Here is an 18,672-nt window from a genome sequence, read left to right as displayed (position 1 = left end):
TCTATAGTTCATCTGAATATGACCGACGTATCAGTCATCATCCTGACACATAACGAGGAAAAACACATTACTCGCTGTATTCAGAGTTTGCTGCCATTTACGCATAAAATATTTATTGTCGATTCATTTTCGACTGACAATACTGTTGAGATAGCTCGTTCACTGGGCGCTCAGGTAGTTCAAAACACCTGGGTAAACTACGCCACTCAATTTAATTTTGGCATTAACAACACCCCTTTTAAAACGGGCTGGCTAATGCGGATGGATGCGGACGAGTACGTAATGCCAGAACTGGCCGACGAAATAAACCGACGTCTTCACAACCTCCCGGCTCATGTTGGGGGTATTTATGTGAAACGCCGGGTGTTCTTCCTGAACCGGTGGATGCGCCACGGCGGTTTTTACCCCATCTGGTTACTGCGGCTCTGGCGACGGGGAGACGGCTTTTGCGAGCAGGTTTGGCACGATGAACACATTAAACTGACAAAAGGTGAGCCTATTCAGTTTAGTCATGATATTGTTGATCATAACCTCAACAACCTGACATGGTGGACGCAGAAGCACAATCACTACACCATTCTGGAAATGATCAATTTACTAAACTACCGCTATCAATTCGACAAAGCTGAGACGGTTCAGCCCAGGCTGTTTGGAACACAAGAGCAGCGAATCCGGTTTTTAAAAGAGAAATACGCGTCATTACCCCTCTTTACCCGACCTATCTTATATTTTATCTATCGGTATTTTATCCGTTTAGGTTTCCTGGATGGCAAGGCGGGTTTCGTCTGGTGTTCCCTACAGGCACTCTGGTACCGTTTTTTGGTCGATGCCAAGCTCATGGAAGTGAACATTCGGGTAGGCACCGATAAAGAAGCAATTATCAACTATTTCCGAACGGAATATGGAAAAGACCTTAGACCAGCCCGACCCGAGCAAGTCAATCAGCCCTGATTCAAATACTGATCGGACTACAGAACCTGACTTTCAGAACGGGAAAACGGATTTTACCAAGTTCAACATCAGCTGGTACAATCCGGGGCCACGTTGGAAAGTTATTCTCTGGTTTCTGGTCAATGCTTATTTTCTAAATACCTATCTCCCCGTTCCCATTGCGTTAAAGTTAGCCGTGCTCAGGTTTTTCGGAGCAAAAATTGGAGAAGGGGTCGTTATAAAACCAGCTGTAAACATTAAGTATCCCTGGTTGCTATCGATAGGCAATCAAGTCTGGATCGGCGAGCATGTGTGGATTGATAACTTAAGCGATGTGACCATTGGCAATAATGTTTGTCTATCTCAAGGTGCTATGTTGTTAACTGGTAACCATGATTACTCGCGGTCCACATTTGATCTGACCACTCGGCCGATTACCCTTGAGGATGGGGTCTGGATTGGGGCTAAAGCCATTGTTTGTGCGGGTGTTCGCTGCGAATCACATGCTGTACTGGCCGTTAATTCGGTGGCTACGCATGTCTTGAAAGCGTATGGTATTTATCAGGGAAACCCGGCTGTCTGGGTCCGTCAACGAAACATTAAGGCGTGAAAGTATCAATTATAACGGTTGTCTACAATGGTGCAGAATTTGTTCGGGACTGCATTGAATCCGTGCTCGGCCAGACCTATACCAACATCGAGTACATCCTTGTCGATGGCCAATCGACGGATGGAACCGTAGCCATCATCGAGTCGTACGGTACCCGGGTGGCCAAATTCATATCTGAACCTGACAAAGGCCTGTACGATGCCATGAACAAGGGAATCCGTTTGGCAACCGGCGACGTAATAGGCTTATTGAACGCCGATGATTTTTACCGGCATGAACGTGTTATAGAAAACATGGTCGCAACCTTTGAGCGTACGGACAGCGATGCCGTGTATGGGGATATGCTTTATGTAGACCGTACTGATACCCAAAAGCTTAAGCGTTACTGGCGTTCGGGCTGGTACACTGAAAATGCATTCCTATGGGGATGGATGCCCGGGCACCTCTCGTTCTTTGCCAAGCGCTGGATGTATTTGCAATACGGCTTGTTTCGATTAGACATGAAGAGTGCGGCCGATTATGAGTTGATGTTACGGTTCATTCACAAGCATAAAGCCAAACTGGCGTACATGGACGAGGTAACGATTGTTATGCGGGTAGGCGGAATCAGCAACAGCAGCCTGCAAAATCGCCTTCGCGCCAATCGTGAAGACCAGTTGGCCTGGCAGCTGAACGGGTTAAAACCTTATTTGTTTACATTCTGGCTCAAGCCTTTACGTAAATTGAAGCAATACATTACTAAGCCGCCAGCCGTACTAATTAAGTAACCAGACATGCCGTTCGATCAGATTTCAACGGTATGAATAGGTAAAACCATAATTTTTACGCTCCTTCGATTTCCAAACCAGATGACTGGTGTACGTAGGTAGCGTTAGTTTTCGAGTTGTTTTGAACACTCATCGAGCTAAGAAGCTTGATAGTCATTAAACGCCCCACCTTATGAATATTGATTTATTAATTGCGTACCTGCAAAATAAATTCAATGATGAAGCATTTACGATTGGCCTTTATCAGTGTATACTGTCTTTTTTAGTCGCCTGTTTTGTGGCTGTAATCGCCATTCCCGTTGTAATCAAGATTTCTGAACTGAAATCGCTGATGGAAAAACCCGGCGAACGCCGGTCTCACTCAACGCCAACGCCAACCTTCGGTGGGATTGCCATCTTTGCTGCTATCCTGATCGGCTATTTCCTTTGGCCCAGCCTTGACAGAACAGACCTTTACAGTACCTACAGTACAAATCTGTCTATTGTGGGCATGACCATTCTGTTCTTTATTGGCATTAAAGATGATTTGGTTGGCATAGATCCGGCCAAAAAATTAATGTTTCAGGTGCTGGCCGCCATGATTTTAATCCTCTTTGGCGATTTGCGGGTCGACTACCTGTACGGCATCATGGGCTTATACCACATACAGCCTGTTGTGGGTGTGGTGTTAACCTGCTTCATTTTTATTGCTTTAACCAATGCAATCAATCTGATTGACGGTATTGACGGCCTGGCGGGTGGCATTTCGACCATCGCCAGTGCCACCTTTGGCGGTTGGTTTTTACTGACAAATCATTTTACCATGGCGTGTCTGGCCTTTACAATGGCTGGAGCCTTGCTGGGTTTTTTGCGGTTTAACTTCTCAAAAACCAGCAAGATATTCATGGGTAATACGGGGTCACTGATCATCGGCTTTATGCTGGCTTTCTTTGCCGTTCGGTTTGTTAATCTGAATTCCGCCTATCGTTACGAGCCAACGGCCTTCTTCAATGCCCCGATCATTGCTATTGTCATTTTGATCGTACCCATATTTGATACCCTGCGGGTCTTTCTGGTTAGAATTCTGGCGGGCCGTTCGCCCTTTTCAGCCGACCGAAACCACATGCATCATATTCTGCTGGACAATGGGCTGTCTCATGCCGGAGCGACGGCTGTTTTGTGTGGTATCTCGCTCTTCAACACTATCTTATTCCTGTTTCTGCACCGCAACATCTCAAACACGTTATCTCTGGTGATACTGGGCTGTATGTTCGGCTTATACATGATCGTGAGCTTTACGCTCAAGATGCGGGTGATGTACGTTTCTACCCATCCGCGCCGACGGAAAGCTGTTTTACGAAGGGAACTACAAAATGGAATTGTTGGACGTCGCATTGTCGACTACCTGTAATCACTCACAAATTCATACAAAAAGCCCTTCAACTGCTCGAAGGGCTTTTTTTTGGACAATATCAGGATAATACTTCTTTCTTCTCAATACCATCAGGATTACTTTCCAGCACAGCTTTGGCCGTTTTTACTACATTGTCAACGGTGAAACCAAAGTAAGCCATTACCTCTTCGGCGGGGCCGGATAAGCCAAAGCGGTTCATACTAACGGTTGTGCCTTCGTCCGTTACATACTTATGCCAGCCAATTGGTGAGCCCATTTCAACGGCCAGTCGCTTCCGAATGGATGGTGGCAATACTTCATGATGATACGCCTGATCCTGTTTTTCGAACAGCTCCCAGGAGGGCATACTAACAACCCGGGCCTGAATACCCTGTTTCTTAAGTTCGGTCTGCGCTTCCAGTACCAACGACACCTCAGAGCCTGTGGCAATCAGAATCAGCTCGGGCGTTCCTTCCGCTTCACTTAAAATGTATGCCCCTTTCTTAAGACCACGTGCCGAGCCGTATTTTTCCTGATCCAGCACGGGAAGCTTCTGCCGGGAGAGTATCAGCACTACCGGCGTCTTTGGCTGTTGCAAAGCCACGCGCCAGGCTTCAACCGTTTCGTTGGCGTCGGCGGGCCGCAGAACAATTATGTTTGGTACGGTTCGCAACGAAACAACCTGCTCGATGGGCTGGTGTGTGGGTCCATCTTCGCCCAGGCCAATACTGTCGTGCGTGAATACAAATGTCGCCGATGACTCCGCCAGCGCCGTCAGCCGGATGGCTCCCCGCATGTAATCAGAAAAGTTGAGGAAGGTACCGCCGTAGGGATGCACGCCACCGTGCTGGGCCATGCCGTTTAAGGCCGCGCCCATAGCGTGTTCACGCACCCCGAACCAGATATTCGAATTACCGTACTTACCGGGCTGAAAACTAATGTCGCCCTTCGTTGGCATCTCATTGGAGGAGGCCAGATCGGCAGAGCCGCCAAAAAGATAAGGAACCCGTTTTTTCAACGCTTCCAGTGCTTTACCGGACGCCTGCCGGGTAGCCAGTGGCCCATCGGCAGGCGTAAATTTGGGCAAATCAGCTTCCCAATCGCTGGGGAACTTGCCCGAAAATGACACGTCAAATAGATTGGCCTGATCGGAGAACTGGCTTTTATACGTTTCAAATCGTTTTTGCCAGTCGGCCTGAAGCTCGGCACCCCGACTTCCGGCTTTCAGTAAATGCGGTTTTACTTCGTCGGGAATGACAAACGTTTGATCGGGGTCGAACCCATAGAACGCTTTCGTTTTCCGTAGATTTTCATCACCCAGCGGGCTGCCATGTACTTTGCTGGTTCCTTCCATTGGGCTGCCAAAGCCGATAACCGTACGCACGGCAATGATCGACGGCCGGTCCGTTTCGGCCTGGGCTGTGCGTATGGCCTGGTCGATGGCTTCCAGATCGTTCCCATCAGCCACGTGCTGTGTATGCCAGCCGTACGCATCGAAGCGCGCCATCCGATCTTCGGTAAACGCCAGATTGGTAGGCCCATCCAACGAGATCAGGTTGTCGTCGTATAGATAAATTAGCTTTCCAAGTTTGAGGTGCCCCGCCAGAGAGGCTGCTTCAGACGCGATGCCCTCCATTAGATCGCCATCACTGACAATGGAATAGGTATAATGATCCATGACCGTGTGGCCATCCCGGTTATAGGTTGCGGCCAGAAACGCTTCGGCCATAGCCATACCTACCCCATTGGCAAACCCCTGTCCAAGCGGGCCGGTAGTTACCTCAACGCCGGGTGTCAGGTTGGACTCGGGGTGGCCCGGCGTGCGGGAGTGGATCTGCCGAAAAGCTTTTATATCATCCAGCGAGAGATCATACCCATACAGATGCAACAGGCTGTATAACAAGGCAGAACCGTGCCCGGCCGATAGAACAAACCGGTCCCGATCGGGCCAGTGCGGGTCTTTTGGATTGAACCGCAAAAAGCGGGACCAGAGCACATAGGCCATGGGAGCCGCACCAAGAGGCAGGCCGGGGTGTCCAGAATTAGCTTTCTGAACCGCATCAACCGACAAAAGCCGGATGGTATTGATACTGAGTTGGTCGAGATCAACCGATTGAGTGGTCATAACGAAAAAAGGCAAACGTTGAAAAATGATCCGATGTTACCGGCGCAGCTATCCGGCCGACTAACAGCTGTTATAATTTAACTATCAAACACAAAAGAAGATTGAAAAAACTTAGCGACTCAATAAAAACAAGCTGATTAACAGCTGGTTAGTCAAGTCAATTAGTTGGCAAGGGCAATATTGATCATCTATAAATCGATAGACAAAAAGGGTTTACCTTACCAGCCTCAGTACCATACGTTTTCCGGCAGCGTATTCAGGTCCGACACAGGCTGCATCTGGCGACACATTTTATCGATCTCTTATGCATTGCCTTTCTTACATCAACAGTGCATACTTACTATCTGATTTGCCAAATCTGTACCGAATTTTGCGTTAAATTGCCCTCAATCGATAACCGTAAAAAAGGCGTTCTCTATTGACGTCCCACCCTAAATGAAAGGAAGCGAATTAGACTTATTCCTCAGTATAGGCTATTTCCGAATGCAGCAGGAGGTGTTCACCTGCCAGTACATTGTTTTTAACGATACCCTCTGCCCGGTACACTGGCTGAGGCTGTCCCTGGCCAGCGTTGCATTCGGTCCAAAGCAATCCCGCCTACTTCGCATCAATGAAAAGTTTTCAGTAACCGTACAGCCGTTCGTATTAACGCCGGAAATTGAAACCCTCTACGCGCTTTATAAAAAATCGGTCGATTTTGACGCCCCGCTTTCGGTCGAATTCTGGTTACTGAACGGGGCGCTTACGTCTGGCTTCGATACTTATACCATTGAAGTACGGGATAACAACAAGCTCATTGCGGTGGGAATCTTTGATAATGGAGAAACCAGTATTGCGGGCATCATGAATTTTTACCATCCGGACTATCGTAAGCATAGCCTTGGTAAATACCTCATGCTGCTCAAGATAAACCACGCGCGAAATCGACATAAACAGTACTATTATCCCGGCTATCTGGTGAGCTACTACCCAAAATTTGATTACAAGCTATTTCCCTGCGAAGCCGCTACCGAGGTGTTCGATGAAAATACCGGTCGGTGGCTCCCCTTTTCGTGGGCAACGGTGAACGCGATGGCGACCTTCAAACTGGAACAACAATAAGGCCTCTGAGTCATTTCCGGGACTTCTGTCTGTCTTCAGTTGTGCGGTTCCACAACGGCTGTAACCCTATACTTTCCATTATTTTACGTCCTATACTAAAAAGTCAATATAAGTACGGTTGATCGGGCGGCTAAGCATAGATAAATTAGTTTTGTCCTATTATCTTCGACAGTTGAATACCTCACTAACTAATGAAAATAAAAAAAGCAGTTATCACAGCAGCCGCTCGCGGGGAACGATTGTATCCGGTAGCCGACACGATTCAAAAAGCCATGCTCCCGGTTATTGATACCGATGGCTTACACAAACCAGTCATTCAGGCGATTGCCGAAGAAGCTTTTTTGAGCGGCATTGACGAAATATGCGTCGTTTGTGCCCCCGGCGATGGTGAACGATACATCAACGCCTTCACCTCGTTACGAGACAATCTGGTCAAATCGTACAAGGGTGTTGACTGGGCGCGGGAAGAGGCTGAAAAGATCGACAACCTCATCAGTCGAATCCAATTTACGGAGCAACAGGAGCCCCTTGGCTATGGTCATGCCGTTTACTGCGCGAAGGAGTTTGTCAACGATGAACCTTTTTTACTCCTGTTAGGTGATTATCTGTACGTCTCAAACCTTACCCGTAAACGATGTGCAGCCCAGTTGATCGAACTGGCCATGCAGGAGAACTGCTCGGTATCGGCGGTTAACCCAACCATCGAGCATCAGATTGGACGGTACGGCACCCTGACCGGCAAGCACGTACCCAACATGACGGGGGTATATCAGATCGAGAAACTTATTGAGAAGCCATCTTTGAGCGTTGCCGAACTTGAATTGCAAACGCCCGGTTTGCGGGTGGGTTACTACCTCTGTTTCTTCGGTATGCACGTGTTAACGCCTACTGTTTTCTCACTGCTGGAAAAGCAATTAACAGAAGGCAGTAAAAACGTTCTGTTAACACCGGCCCTTCAGGCTTTAGCCGATACCGAAAAATACCTGGCGCTGGAAGTGAAAGGAAATCGGTACGACTTAAGCGGACGCCAGGGCCTGCTCCGGGCGCAAATGGCGCTAGGACTAGCGGGTGTAGCCCATGACGAAACCCTGACCTCTATGGTTGAACTGCTGGCCGAAGCAAATACCCGAAAGGCACAACAGGTTCAATAAGGCACTTTGTCATCCCGAAACTTCCTATTAGTTTCCTAGCATCAATCAACATGAATGTTTTTATAGAAACAATTACTTCTGCTGATTCCTCTGCCCGTAACCGATCCTTCTTTGAGTTAAGCCGAAATTTATCTGCCAAAGATTTACTGAAAGCCCTCCGCGAACTGGATGAGTTCAGAAAATCAACACCCAACCTGTACGACAAAGTCAGGGCGATTCTCTTCCTGTATGCCGGTTTCCGCTTTTTCCTGATGGAAGACAAAGCAACCCCGGCCATCGGCAAAATTCCCTACGCCGGTTTTGAAGATCTATTGTCCCGCCGGTTTGAACAGGCCATCGTTGCTTTTTTGCAGGACCTGGACCGTCATGGGCCTAATGCCACATTGTTCAGTGCGTTAGCCGATAGTTATCATCAGTTATCTTTCCAGATTCTGGCCGACCAGGTTCGTAAGAGCGTTCGTTCCAGTAAGGGCAACCAGTGGATGTTCCGGGTCGGGCATCAGGCAGAGCATCCTATTCGTATTCACCCAAACCTGCTGAAACGGCCGGAGAACTCGCTTTTCTACCCGATCCTGCACGAACAGACATCGGTGCGGATGGACTTGACCCACAGTGGCTGGTCCGATATTTTCTTTCTGGGAATGGACTACCCCGAAGGAGCCAGGGTTATCAATATATCGATCGATTTGGGCGTTTTTGGCCGCGACAAAGATATTCGGCCGCCACTGCACTGTTACGTACGGGTTATCTCGGAGCCAGTGCTGCGTCTGACCAGCGTTGACCTGAACACCACCAAGGATATTCACGACCTTGCCGATCTGTTCAATTTCGGTAATGATTACCTGAGTCTGGTCAAAGCCGGGGTTATTGCCTCTGGCTTAATTCCGCCTTCGTTTGAAGGCACTAACCAGTCGCTGGCCGAAATCCTGACCCGTATCGTGGCGCCCGGTATGGGTATCGAACTGGTTACGAAAGTAAACGATATTCCGAAGGGTTCGCGCTTTGCCGTTTCCACAAACCTGCTGGGGTCCATCATTAGTCTGCTGATGCGCGCAACCGGACAAACGCAAAGTCTGGAAGGCGGCTTGCTGGAAAGTGAACGGCGTCTGGTGGCCTCAAGAGCTATTCTGGGCGAGTGGATTGGCGGCTCCGGCGGTGGCTGGCAGGATTCGGGGGGCGTTTGGCCGGGCATCAAAGCCATTCAGGGTACGTTTGCGCAGGAAGGCGATCCGGAGTCGGGCATCAGCCGGGGTACGCTCCTCCCCCGCCACCGCGTGCTGGAAGGCAGCGAGGTACACCCTGAGATTCAGGAAAAAATCATGAACTCGCTTGTGCTGATGCACGGTGGTATGGCTTCCAACGTGGGGCCGATTCTGGAGATGGTTACCGAGAAATACCTCCTCCGTGGCGACAAGGAATGGGCCGCCCGCCAGCAGACGAACCAGATCTTCGACAATATCCTGGGGGCTATCAAGGAAGGCGACATCCGGAAACTGGGGGAGAATACTGCCCGGAACTGGGAGTTCCCCATCAAAACCATCATTCCCTGGGCGTCGACGTATTTTACGGAGCAAATCATTGCCAGAGCAAAAAAACAGATTGGCGATGATTATTATGGTTTCCTGATGCTGGGGGGTATGTCTGGCGGAGGTATGGGTATGTTCGTTAACCCGGACCGCTATGAAGAATACAAGTTACAGGTGCTGGAGATGCTCCGTAAAACCAAAAACGAGCTCTCAGACTCCCTACCCTTTGCTATGGAGCCAGTAGTTTACAACTGGAGCATTAACCCAAGAGGTACTTGGGCAACGCTGCAGGAGGGCAATCAGGCATTAATGCCCGAACAGTATTACGGTATACAAGTGTCGGAACTGGTGCGGAAAGACCCCAGTTCGATTCCGTATGTTCGCCGGGCAGAAATAGACTATTTTACTACCTATTGCGACCAAAACAACCTGGCTTACCCATTGCTGCGAACCATCGTCAGCAATCTCTTTAAAGTATCCGATCCTACATCGCAGGGCAACCGGAGCACCGAAAACGACAAAGCCGACCGTATTAAGAAAGAGAACGGATTCGATTACATCCAGCACGGCGAAATTCGGGAAGAACTTCAGAAAGGTCGTATTGGACTGGCCCGTAACCGGCTGTCGGCTGAAACGACCATTGAAGACGTTTTACCGGAAGACCTGGTCCAGTTCGATTCGCTGGCCACATCAACCCAGGCCGGCGAACAAGCCATCAGGGCAGGCAAGGTGGCAATCATGAGTCTGGCTGCTGGCGTTGGCAGCCGCTGGACCAAAGGCGCCGGGGTCATCAAGGCCATTAATCCGTTCGTTGATATGGACGGCGAGCACCGGAGCTTCCTGGAAATCCACATGGCCAAGACCCGAAAAATAGCTGAGCAGTACAACGCGGCCATTCCGCACCTTGTTGCCACCAGCTATCTGACGCATGAGCCTATTCGGAAAAAGCTGGAACAAACGAACAACTTTGGTTATCACGGACCTGCTTTCCTATCGCCGGGCCGTTCGATCGGGCAGCGTTTTGTGCCGATGGAACGCGATTTGCGGTTTATGTGGGAGGAAATGCCGCAGGAAACGCTGGATGAGAACAAGCAGAAAGTGCGGGATGCCGTACGCCAGTCGATGATTGCCTGGGCGAAAGCAAAAGGCGAAGGCACCGATTATGTCGATAATATTGCCGCACAGCGGTTTTCCCCGCTGGGTCACTGGTACGAAGTCTCTAACCTGCTGCGCAATGGTACCCTGGCAAAGCTGCTTGCCGACAATCCGCAGGTAGAAACCATCATGCTGCATAATATCGACACGCTGGGTGCCAATGTAGACCCGGCCGTTCTGGGCTATCACCTCGAATCGGGCAATGCGCTCACATTCGAGGTAGTGCCCCGTCGGATTGAAGATCGGGGGGGTGGACTGGCCAGAGTAAACGGTCATGTTCGCCTGCTGGAAGGTCTGGCGCAGCCCCGCGAGGACGACGAACTCAATCTGAGCTATTACAATACCATGACTACCTGGATTCAGATTGATCCACTGCTTCAGCTTTTTGGCCTGAGTCGCACCGATCTGCAAAACGGCGACGAAGCACAACTGGCCAAAGCCGTTCGGAGCATCGGGCACCGAATTCCTACTTATGTTACCATCAAGGATGTAAAATACCGCTGGGGACATGGGCAGGAAGATATTTACCCCGTTGCGCAGATTGAGAAGTTATGGAGCGATATGTCGGCACTGGCCGATGTCAAATGCGGCTATGTTGCGGTTCCCAGATACCGCGGGCAGCAGATGAAAGATCCGGCCCAGCTGGACTCGTGGGTCACCGATGGCAGTAAAGACTATGTTGCTTCGCTCTGCACATTTGCGAGCAGTCAACCTGCAAAGTAATTGTAAATAAGAGGGTATCAACCCAGTATCATCCAGTGTCCTTAAGAACAAACTGATTTGTTCTTAAGGACACTTTTTTTGATGTGTCTTTATGAATTACAGTTTAAAAAATTCCGCTGCCTTCGGCTAAAAAAAGCCACGTATTTCATTATTTACGACCATCCAATAAACTATGAATAAATATTTATTGGATGGTAAATTTAAATATCCAGGAAATACGAATTTGCATCTAATATTTCACTGTAACTTCAATCATCATGATAATTATCTGTTTTAAATACGCTGATTCTTCAGGCGACTTACAGGAATGTAGTTATGGAGGTCCAAACCTTGAATCTGGCTTGGACATGCTAACCGAGTTAATGAACCACGGCTGGAAATTGACTGATGTTCGGATAATTGGTGCCAATAAGAACCTGATCAATTTGCCGTTAAATGCTTTCGATGGAAGTTACTTTAGTGGCCCGTTAGGGAAACTTCGGCAGGAATGGGAAGATATTTTACTTCCGGTAGCCTGACAAGTATGCCCGTCTTTGTGGTACAGGTGCCCTTCGGACTCCTCAGTACACCCTGTTATCTCAATGTTATTTTGGAAGAAAGTTGTATCCACTGATATGACTTAATACGAATTAATGAGCGACCAAAGGAAATGTTTTCCTGTAAACCGACTACCCTTCTAATCGCTCATTAATTCGTGTAGTCTGTTGTATATCAATATAACTTATTTCAGCGTTACCCATCTTAACGTCGATTACCTACCGAATAACTTGAGCATGATTCAAAACCCATATGAATACATCTTTCATGTCGACGACGATGAAGATGATCGCTTTTTAATGCAACAGGTATTTCAACAGTACTGCCCAACTTGTGAAATAAGACCGTTAACCAGCGGTGAAGAACTGTTACAGGCTTTGATCGATGCAGCAGTTCTACCCTCTTTAGTCCTGCTGGATATAAATATGCCGATCATGGGCGGTTTCGAATCACTTCGCTTAATCCGCCAAAACTCCAGATATAACTCTGTACCGGTAATTATCCTGACTACGTCTGATCAACTGGCAGATCGACAAATGGCTTCTGAGTTAAAGGCTAATGGTTTTATTACCAAGCCCCCAACGTTGAAACAGCTTAATCAGGTTGTTATCGAGTTAAAGCGGACCTGGTTAGAGGGCAAATCAGCAGCCATCAAATAAGCCTGGCAGACTCCTGTCACTCTGCATTTCTAACCAGCATTTGTCTAAGAGTTCTGCTCCAAACGCACTACTGGCCGACTACTTAGTCGAACAACCAGCTAAGGCATATCTTTTCAGAGACCAGATCAAGTTCGTCTAAATCGCAGGGTTTGGTAATATAATCAGCAGCACCGGCCTGCTTACAAGTTTGAGGCTCTATGGCTAAACTGGAGTACATGACTACAGGTATGTTCTGGCAGCATTCATGTTTCAGGAACAGTTTTAACCAGTCTAACCCATCCTCGCCGGGTAAGATAAATTCCAATAAGATGAGTTTATAACTGTGTTCTTCTTGTTGCCATAGCCGGGAATTAATAAATTCATCGCCCGATACAAAACGAGAAATTACCAGATTTGACGTTTGTTTTTGCAAGCCCTGTTCCAAAAATAAACAATCATCATCATCGTCATCAATAATGATCACTTGTTTGGCGTTCTCCATAGTTTGTACCGTTTTGTTGACAACTTTCACAGCTATTTGACCCATGAAAATCATCGGACAGAGGCTGTGATCAATAGATCATGACCTTTTGTGTTTAACTCCCAGTCATCGTACGCTTCATTCCAACTAAAAAGTAATTGACGCTCACTAGCATTACCATAATCGTTGGTTACGGGAAATTTTACAGAAAAATGGCTTTGTTGACCTTCGTTCTTTTGGGGAAGTTGCTTGAACGCATACAGTAACTCATCCAGACTTACTTCCAGATTTACCAGAGGATGGGTGTTCATTTTCATGGCTTTGTTGGTTTAAGGTGTATCTGTTTAACGAATTGATGACCCAGTGGTTTTATATTACCCTGAATAGAGTCAGTATCAAATCGAAAAAACAGAGCATCACCTGTTTATTAAAGCCCAAAATAAGTCAACGAAATATCGGATTTTGATACGATTTTATCAATATAAGCCAATTTATGTGTGTTTGTACTGAACACATATGACCGCATGAAATAGTTTTAAATAAAGCGGAAATGTTACAGCCCATGCCTTAATCAAGACAGGCTGCAGATACTTGCGCGGGTAAGATCGCGCAGATCGAAACGCCCTTAAGGTGTGCTTATTTATAAGGTCTGACGAGTTGGTTAGCTACCAAATGAATACTCCAGGACGGCTCTCTCTGCACGATTTTCCGACGATCTACCTGTTCCTGAAGCACCGCCAGCAAGTCGGCCGCACGACGACGCGCAACCGGCAGTAATGTGCCGTCACTTAATTCTACTTCCATTCTTCTGGCATCCCATCGGGTCACTTTGACAATATCAGTGGGGTTGATCAGGCTGGATTTACTGACTCGAATAAAATCCGGTAACTGATCGGCGAAGTACACAAGACTTTTACTAACCAGCAGCGGTTTATCTGCATCTCTTAAATAAATCGTTGTGTAGTTACCACTGCCCTGTAACCTGAGAATACGCTGTGCATCCTGGATGTGGCGGTAGCCGGGTATTTGAATTGTTACCGTCAAGTTTTGTTGAGACCTCATAGATGAAAAAGTTAAGTTTTTCTGCAAAAAACAGTTAATCATAACTATCAGCCTATAGGATTCAGACAACGAATCCTATAGACAAACAACCTATCGGAAGACATTTACCAACAAAGTTCCAGAAACAATAATCAACAGATTTTTCATATCGTGAATGGATTGTCAGACATGTTTTACGGCTTAAAAGCACGTTGATATATACTAACAGGAACAAAAGAGCGTATGTTTAAAACCCTACTAATGAACGGATTAGACTACAAAATCCATAGACATTAAAATATAATCATAGTTTGTGTAGTCCAGTCATACACCAACTGCCTGATTACGAATAAGAGTAGATCTTTTTTTAACCTTTCTCTGCAACCCGATTATATACTGGGCGGTAGGGTTACCACCCCGGACCAATACGCGTTAAATACGCGAAAATAATGTTCCCACTCTTCTAAATAAACGGGTTTAATAAGAAGCGAATGGACACCCAGTTCGTAGGCGTGTTTAACAATAGTGGCATCGGGATCACCGCTAATGGCAACTATGGGTAAATAAGGATACGTTTTTTTGATGTGTTTTATCAGCTGATAACCGGCATCTAAAAAAGGCAGGTAAACGTCCAGAAGCACCAATCGAGGAAATGGTTCTGTTGTAATTGCCTCTGCCAGGTAGGCAGCCGCATCATCGCTCGTTGCGGCAAATGCCACTTGTGCATGTGGCATGCTGGCCATCAGACTATACTGAATGAGTAGTTGATGGTCTCTATTCGATACAGCCACTAGTAGTGGAAAAGAAGACTTTTGATTTCGTCGCTGGTCATCGGGCATGGGTTAAGATGAATACGCAGCCGGTAGTCTGCCAGACTTAGCGGCTGCTGTGTGTGATTTAGATGAAGTGTATACCAGACATTTAACGCGCCGGGAAACAAGCTTATAACTTTCCTAAACGATCCAACTAACTTCGGCGTTTAAGCACGTATATACGTCTGACCCTAATAAGAACTTACATTTTATAGCATTGTTTAGAGAATATTGGACAAAACGTTGAGGTTGCTTCTAAAAATTCCCTCCTGAGAAGTATTGAACCAAATAATGAGCTTATGGACCCGTTTTTTTCGATGATGATCATTACGTAGCCAGTCTAATGTCTTACGACAGACCTGTTGGCTTAAAGTACCTTTTCAGTCTAAATCAGGCTTTGACTAAAGCTGGTTGACAAGCTTGAGCCAACAGGAAGACATGCTGGATTAAATAACCCGACACTCCATCCGAGCTTTCCACTACAGTCAGTATGATTAGGCTTACAGAACGGAAGAATCACAAAACAGGCTTAGTGTTCATCAATATATAGGTTAATCGTTGACCCCGTTCGCCATAACTGGCAGTAGAGGCTTAAATGATGTATCAACTAGAAAAGGGAGCACCTAAGTGCTCCCTTTTCTAGTTGATACGGTCATTAACGTTGCTAACGGCGAATCAGCAATAAATAAGTTGCGTTATACACTGGCCTGACGCTAATGTTGCCGATAGCTATTTTGAGAGTTGGTAAATTTTCGTTCCAGTTGGTGCTTTAATTTACCAACCACGGTATGAAGCATCGTATCCCAGTTAGCGCCCTCTTCTTCGGCAAAAACACCTGTTCCTGGTACGCCATAGATGATGCGTAGCGACTTATCGTTTGGTCCGCCATGCGATTCTACACGCAGGAATACTTCAGCTGTAATTAGATCACCACTATAATATCGCCGAAGTTTTACCAGTGCCTGGGCTATTCGATCCCGAAATGCATCATCGACGGTAATATCAACCGCATTAACTGACAGACGTACATCGTCCAATCCTTTTTGATCGCTCATAATCATTGGTATTTATGGTTACCGTACTAACTTGAACATAATACGTTCCAACTGAGCAGTCGTTGGTGTTGAACCAGATAATGAGGATACGGTCCAAGACTTTGGCGGCAATCCAATGATGTGCTTCGGGTTACGCTTTTGCTTAGTCAATAAATACTCAATAGACATCCATGCTTTACAAACTGGTCATTTTCGATTTTGACGGTACCCTTGCAGACTCGTTTCCTTACTTTTTGCGTACGATCAATACACTAGCGGTACGGTATAATTTTAAGCAGATAGAGCCCGGCCATGTTGATCAACTGCGGGCACTTGATGCCCGGCAAATGATGAAGCTCGCCAAGCTACCCGCCTGGAAGATTCCATTCATTGCCCGTTCGTTCATCCAACTAATGGCTCGGGACATTGACCAGATTCCGCTATTCACTGGTGTATCTGCTCTGTTGAAACAATTGGCTGAGCAGGGTGTTCGATTAGCCATCGTTAGCTCAAACTCGGAAACCAACATCCGTCAGGTTTTAGGTCCCGACAATGCAGCCCTCATTCAGTACTACGCCTGTGGAACAGCCCTGTTTGGTAAGCAGCAAAAATTCAGGAAGGTGATGGCCAGATATGGCGTTAGCCCCCGCGAAACCCTTTGTATTGGCGACGAAATCCGGGATATTGATGCAGCCAGGAAAGTTAACGCGGCAATCGGAGTCGTTTCCTGGGGATATACTCACGTTGGCGCGCTGAAAGTTCAACCGGATATCATCCTGTTCGACTCCCTTGATGACATCCAGAAGACGGTACTTGGTCACTATCGACCCAACGGAGTCTAACTTGTATTGGCCAGCGTTAAAATCGATGCTGCACAAAGGTTGAGTCGGGGCTGAATAGAATATCGGGCGCGGGTCTTTCCTTATAGGCTTCCCATTCCGGTAACGGATCGGTTAACGTTTGACTGACCTCATCGATCAACTTTTCCAGAAATTGCCTTTCCTGCTGGTAGATGTTTACAACCAGCTCATTCTGGGCATCCTTCGCTTTTTGGCCTTCGGTCATTACAGTTTTCCAACGTTCGATAAGCTTGTTGGCAACGGTGGATAAGGCTAGTTGATCATTCATAAGCAGATTGGCTGGATTCCGTCACAGCACCGGGTTCTATGAGACTGTATTCTTACAAAGAACCCGAATTGGACTAAAAAGTTAGACCGGGCAGATTAGGTAGTAACGGTTCTCAACCGGGAGCCCAGTAGCAGAGCAAGCATGGCCAGACTGCTCCAGAGCAGCAGTTGCCAGGTCACCAGGTTCCAACCACCCCAGGCCCATGCCTGGATGCCAACGAAGGTTCCGATGGCTCCCCCTATAAAATAAGATGTCATATACACTGTGTTGATACGGCTATGCGCGGTGCTGTCCAGCGTGTAGATGAGCGCGGTATTCGTCACCTGAATGGACTGCGCGCCCAGATCCAGCAATAGAACCGTTATGATAAACGCGGTAGCCGAGAATGGGAAAACTTTAACGATCAGTACGCTTAAAATAAGGAGAGATGCCATAAACAGGCGAATTTTGAGAGCATTGCCTTTGTCGGCCTGCTTCCCGAACACAGGCGCCAGCAGAGCGGCTCCGATAGCCAACAGTCCAAACAAGCCAATGGTACCCGTCTGATACTGAAAAGGCGGGCCACTAAGGTGAAAGGTCAGGGTTGTCCAGAACGAACAAAAGGTACCAAACACCAGTGCGCCTAACAGTGCCGTGTTGCGCAAAAGTGGAAAGCGACCTATCTGCGCCAGCGTCGACGAAATCAACTGTCCATAACTGCCCGTGAATGCCGATTGTACATCAGGTAACGAAAGCTGAAGCGCCAGGGCTACTACGCCTACCATCCCCGCTGAAATACCGTACACGTATCGCCAACCGAACCACTCGGCGATAAAGCCACTAAAAACACGGGCGAACAACACCCCAATAAGAATGCCGGTGAAGATAATACCCACAACGCGCCCCCGGTTTTCACGCGCCAGACTAGCAGCCATGGGCACGATGATTTGAACCGAAACGGCAAAAAGGCCAATGAAAAAGCTCATCATATTCACCAGCAACAGACTACTGGCCAATGCCATACATCCCAGCGCAATGACGAGCAGAACCTGTAATAACAGCATCAGCCGTTTTCGGTTTAATTTGTCGCCAAGGGGAGTCAGGAAAAAGAGTCCTACACCGTACCCGGCCTGAGCCAGTACGGCTACCCGGCCAACTTCGTTTTCAGTTGCCTGAAATGTGCGGGCTATGTGAGGTAGTATAGGTTGATTATAATAAATGTTGGCGACACACACCCCTGCCGATACGGCCATAATGGCAATCTGGCCGGGTGTTAACGTTTTGCTATTCATGCAGCAAAAGTAAGAATGGTTGCTTATTGAGCTCCATAAAACAATAAAAGCCACCCCTATAGGAGCGGCTTTTAGGTACTATATATGTCTTGTCCCGTTTGAGCAAGAAAGTAGATATCAATTACTGTATACGCTTCCGGGGCCATTAGTACGGCTCGGCTTTATGGCTCTCACCACCTCCACCTGCCGCCTATCAACGTCGTCGTCTACAACACCCCTTTATACCGGAACACTCATCTTCAGGCCAGTTTCGCACTTAGATGCTTTCAG

Annotated in this window: 18 protein-coding genes and 1 rRNA gene; 10 read left to right on the top strand and 9 right to left on the bottom strand. The window is 47.5% G+C overall.

The window, feature by feature from the left end:
• Positions 1–18: 18 nt before the first annotated feature.
• The 4 genes from ACYVJM_RS28935 (at position 19) to ACYVJM_RS28920 (ending at position 3,697) form a co-directional block, all read left to right on the top strand.
• On the top strand, positions 19–951 hold the full coding sequence (locus ACYVJM_RS28935) for a glycosyltransferase family 2 protein (protein WP_461151613.1): 933 nt from the start codon (positions 19–21) through the stop codon (positions 949–951).
• Positions 902–1,540: a WcaF family extracellular polysaccharide biosynthesis acetyltransferase gene (locus tag ACYVJM_RS28930; protein WP_461151612.1), complete on the top strand. Its 639-nt coding sequence runs from the start codon at positions 902–904 to the stop codon at positions 1,538–1,540. The genes ACYVJM_RS28935 and ACYVJM_RS28930 overlap by 50 nt, the downstream gene beginning before the upstream one ends.
• Positions 1,537–2,307 (top strand): glycosyltransferase family 2 protein, encoded by a 771-nt coding sequence (locus tag ACYVJM_RS28925; RefSeq protein WP_461151611.1) that lies wholly within the window; start codon positions 1,537–1,539, stop codon positions 2,305–2,307. The genes ACYVJM_RS28930 and ACYVJM_RS28925 overlap by 4 nt, the downstream gene beginning before the upstream one ends.
• Before the next feature lie 172 nt (positions 2,308–2,479).
• Entirely contained in the window at positions 2,480–3,697 is a 1,218-nt protein-coding gene (locus tag ACYVJM_RS28920) for a glycosyltransferase family 4 protein (RefSeq protein WP_461151610.1), read from the top strand.
• Positions 3,698–3,758: 61 nt separating this feature from the next.
• Here the strand turns inward: ACYVJM_RS28920 and tkt are convergent, their stop codons facing one another.
• Positions 3,759–5,804, bottom strand: a complete 2,046-nt coding sequence (gene tkt / locus ACYVJM_RS28915; RefSeq protein WP_461151609.1) for a transketolase — start codon at positions 5,802–5,804, stop codon at positions 3,759–3,761.
• A 435-nt stretch (positions 5,805–6,239) separates the two neighbouring features.
• On the opposite strand from tkt, the gene ACYVJM_RS28910 reads away from it, so the two are divergent.
• From ACYVJM_RS28910 to ACYVJM_RS28890, 5 genes are all read left to right on the top strand, one after another.
• Positions 6,240–6,905, top strand: coding sequence for a GNAT family N-acetyltransferase (locus ACYVJM_RS28910; RefSeq protein ID WP_461151608.1), 666 nt, complete (start codon positions 6,240–6,242; stop codon positions 6,903–6,905).
• Positions 6,906–7,096: 191 nt separating this feature from the next.
• A complete protein-coding gene (locus tag ACYVJM_RS28905; RefSeq protein WP_461151607.1) occupies positions 7,097–8,056 on the top strand; it encodes a UTP--glucose-1-phosphate uridylyltransferase in 960 nt (319 codons plus the stop codon).
• Between the two features lie 50 nt (positions 8,057–8,106).
• Positions 8,107–11,460, top strand: a complete 3,354-nt coding sequence (locus ACYVJM_RS28900) for a UTP--glucose-1-phosphate uridylyltransferase (RefSeq protein WP_461151606.1) — start codon at positions 8,107–8,109, stop codon at positions 11,458–11,460.
• A gap of 347 nt (positions 11,461–11,807) precedes the next feature.
• Complete coding sequence (locus ACYVJM_RS28895) at positions 11,808–11,978, top strand: hypothetical protein (RefSeq protein ID WP_461151605.1); 171 nt, start codon at positions 11,808–11,810, stop codon at positions 11,976–11,978.
• A gap of 255 nt (positions 11,979–12,233) precedes the next feature.
• On the top strand, positions 12,234–12,656 hold the full coding sequence (locus ACYVJM_RS28890; protein ID WP_461151604.1) for a response regulator: 423 nt from the start codon (positions 12,234–12,236) through the stop codon (positions 12,654–12,656).
• Positions 12,657–12,738: 82 nt separating this feature from the next.
• On the opposite strand, the gene ACYVJM_RS28885 is transcribed toward ACYVJM_RS28890, so the two are convergent.
• From ACYVJM_RS28885 to ACYVJM_RS28865, 5 genes are all read right to left on the bottom strand, one after another.
• On the bottom strand, positions 12,739–13,137 hold the full coding sequence (locus tag ACYVJM_RS28885; RefSeq protein ID WP_461151603.1) for a response regulator: 399 nt from the start codon (positions 13,135–13,137) through the stop codon (positions 12,739–12,741).
• 50 nt (positions 13,138–13,187) lie between these two features.
• Positions 13,188–13,433, bottom strand: a complete 246-nt coding sequence (locus ACYVJM_RS28880; protein ID WP_461151602.1) for a hypothetical protein — start codon at positions 13,431–13,433, stop codon at positions 13,188–13,190.
• A 319-nt stretch (positions 13,434–13,752) separates the two neighbouring features.
• Positions 13,753–14,178 carry a LytTR family DNA-binding domain-containing protein gene (locus ACYVJM_RS28875; RefSeq protein WP_461151601.1) on the bottom strand — a complete coding sequence of 142 codons (426 nt, stop codon included), beginning with the start codon at positions 14,176–14,178 and terminating at the stop codon, positions 13,753–13,755.
• Positions 14,179–14,546: 368 nt separating this feature from the next.
• Positions 14,547–14,996 carry a response regulator transcription factor gene (locus ACYVJM_RS28870; protein WP_461151600.1) on the bottom strand — a complete coding sequence of 150 codons (450 nt, stop codon included), beginning with the start codon at positions 14,994–14,996 and terminating at the stop codon, positions 14,547–14,549.
• 686 nt (positions 14,997–15,682) lie between these two features.
• Positions 15,683–16,024: an HPF/RaiA family ribosome-associated protein gene (locus ACYVJM_RS28865; protein WP_461151599.1), complete on the bottom strand. Its 342-nt coding sequence runs from the start codon at positions 16,022–16,024 to the stop codon at positions 15,683–15,685.
• A 170-nt stretch (positions 16,025–16,194) separates the two neighbouring features.
• Between ACYVJM_RS28865 and ACYVJM_RS28860 the strand changes: the two genes are divergently transcribed.
• Entirely contained in the window at positions 16,195–16,845 is a 651-nt protein-coding gene (locus ACYVJM_RS28860; protein WP_461151598.1) for an HAD hydrolase-like protein, read from the top strand.
• A gap of 16 nt (positions 16,846–16,861) precedes the next feature.
• Here the strand turns inward: ACYVJM_RS28860 and ACYVJM_RS28855 are convergent, their stop codons facing one another.
• The 3 genes from ACYVJM_RS28855 to ACYVJM_RS28845 all read right to left on the bottom strand — a co-directional run.
• A complete protein-coding gene (locus ACYVJM_RS28855; RefSeq protein WP_461151597.1) occupies positions 16,862–17,131 on the bottom strand; it encodes a hypothetical protein in 270 nt (89 codons plus the stop codon).
• A 95-nt stretch (positions 17,132–17,226) separates the two neighbouring features.
• Positions 17,227–18,402 carry an MFS transporter gene (locus ACYVJM_RS28850; protein WP_461151596.1) on the bottom strand — a complete coding sequence of 392 codons (1,176 nt, stop codon included), beginning with the start codon at positions 18,400–18,402 and terminating at the stop codon, positions 17,227–17,229.
• 124 nt (positions 18,403–18,526) lie between these two features.
• Positions 18,527–18,672: ribosomal RNA gene (locus ACYVJM_RS28845) — 23S ribosomal RNA — on the bottom strand; the annotation flags it as partial.

The organism is Spirosoma pulveris (genome assembly GCF_054781875.1).
This window is presented reverse-complemented; position numbering and strand designations above follow the sequence as displayed.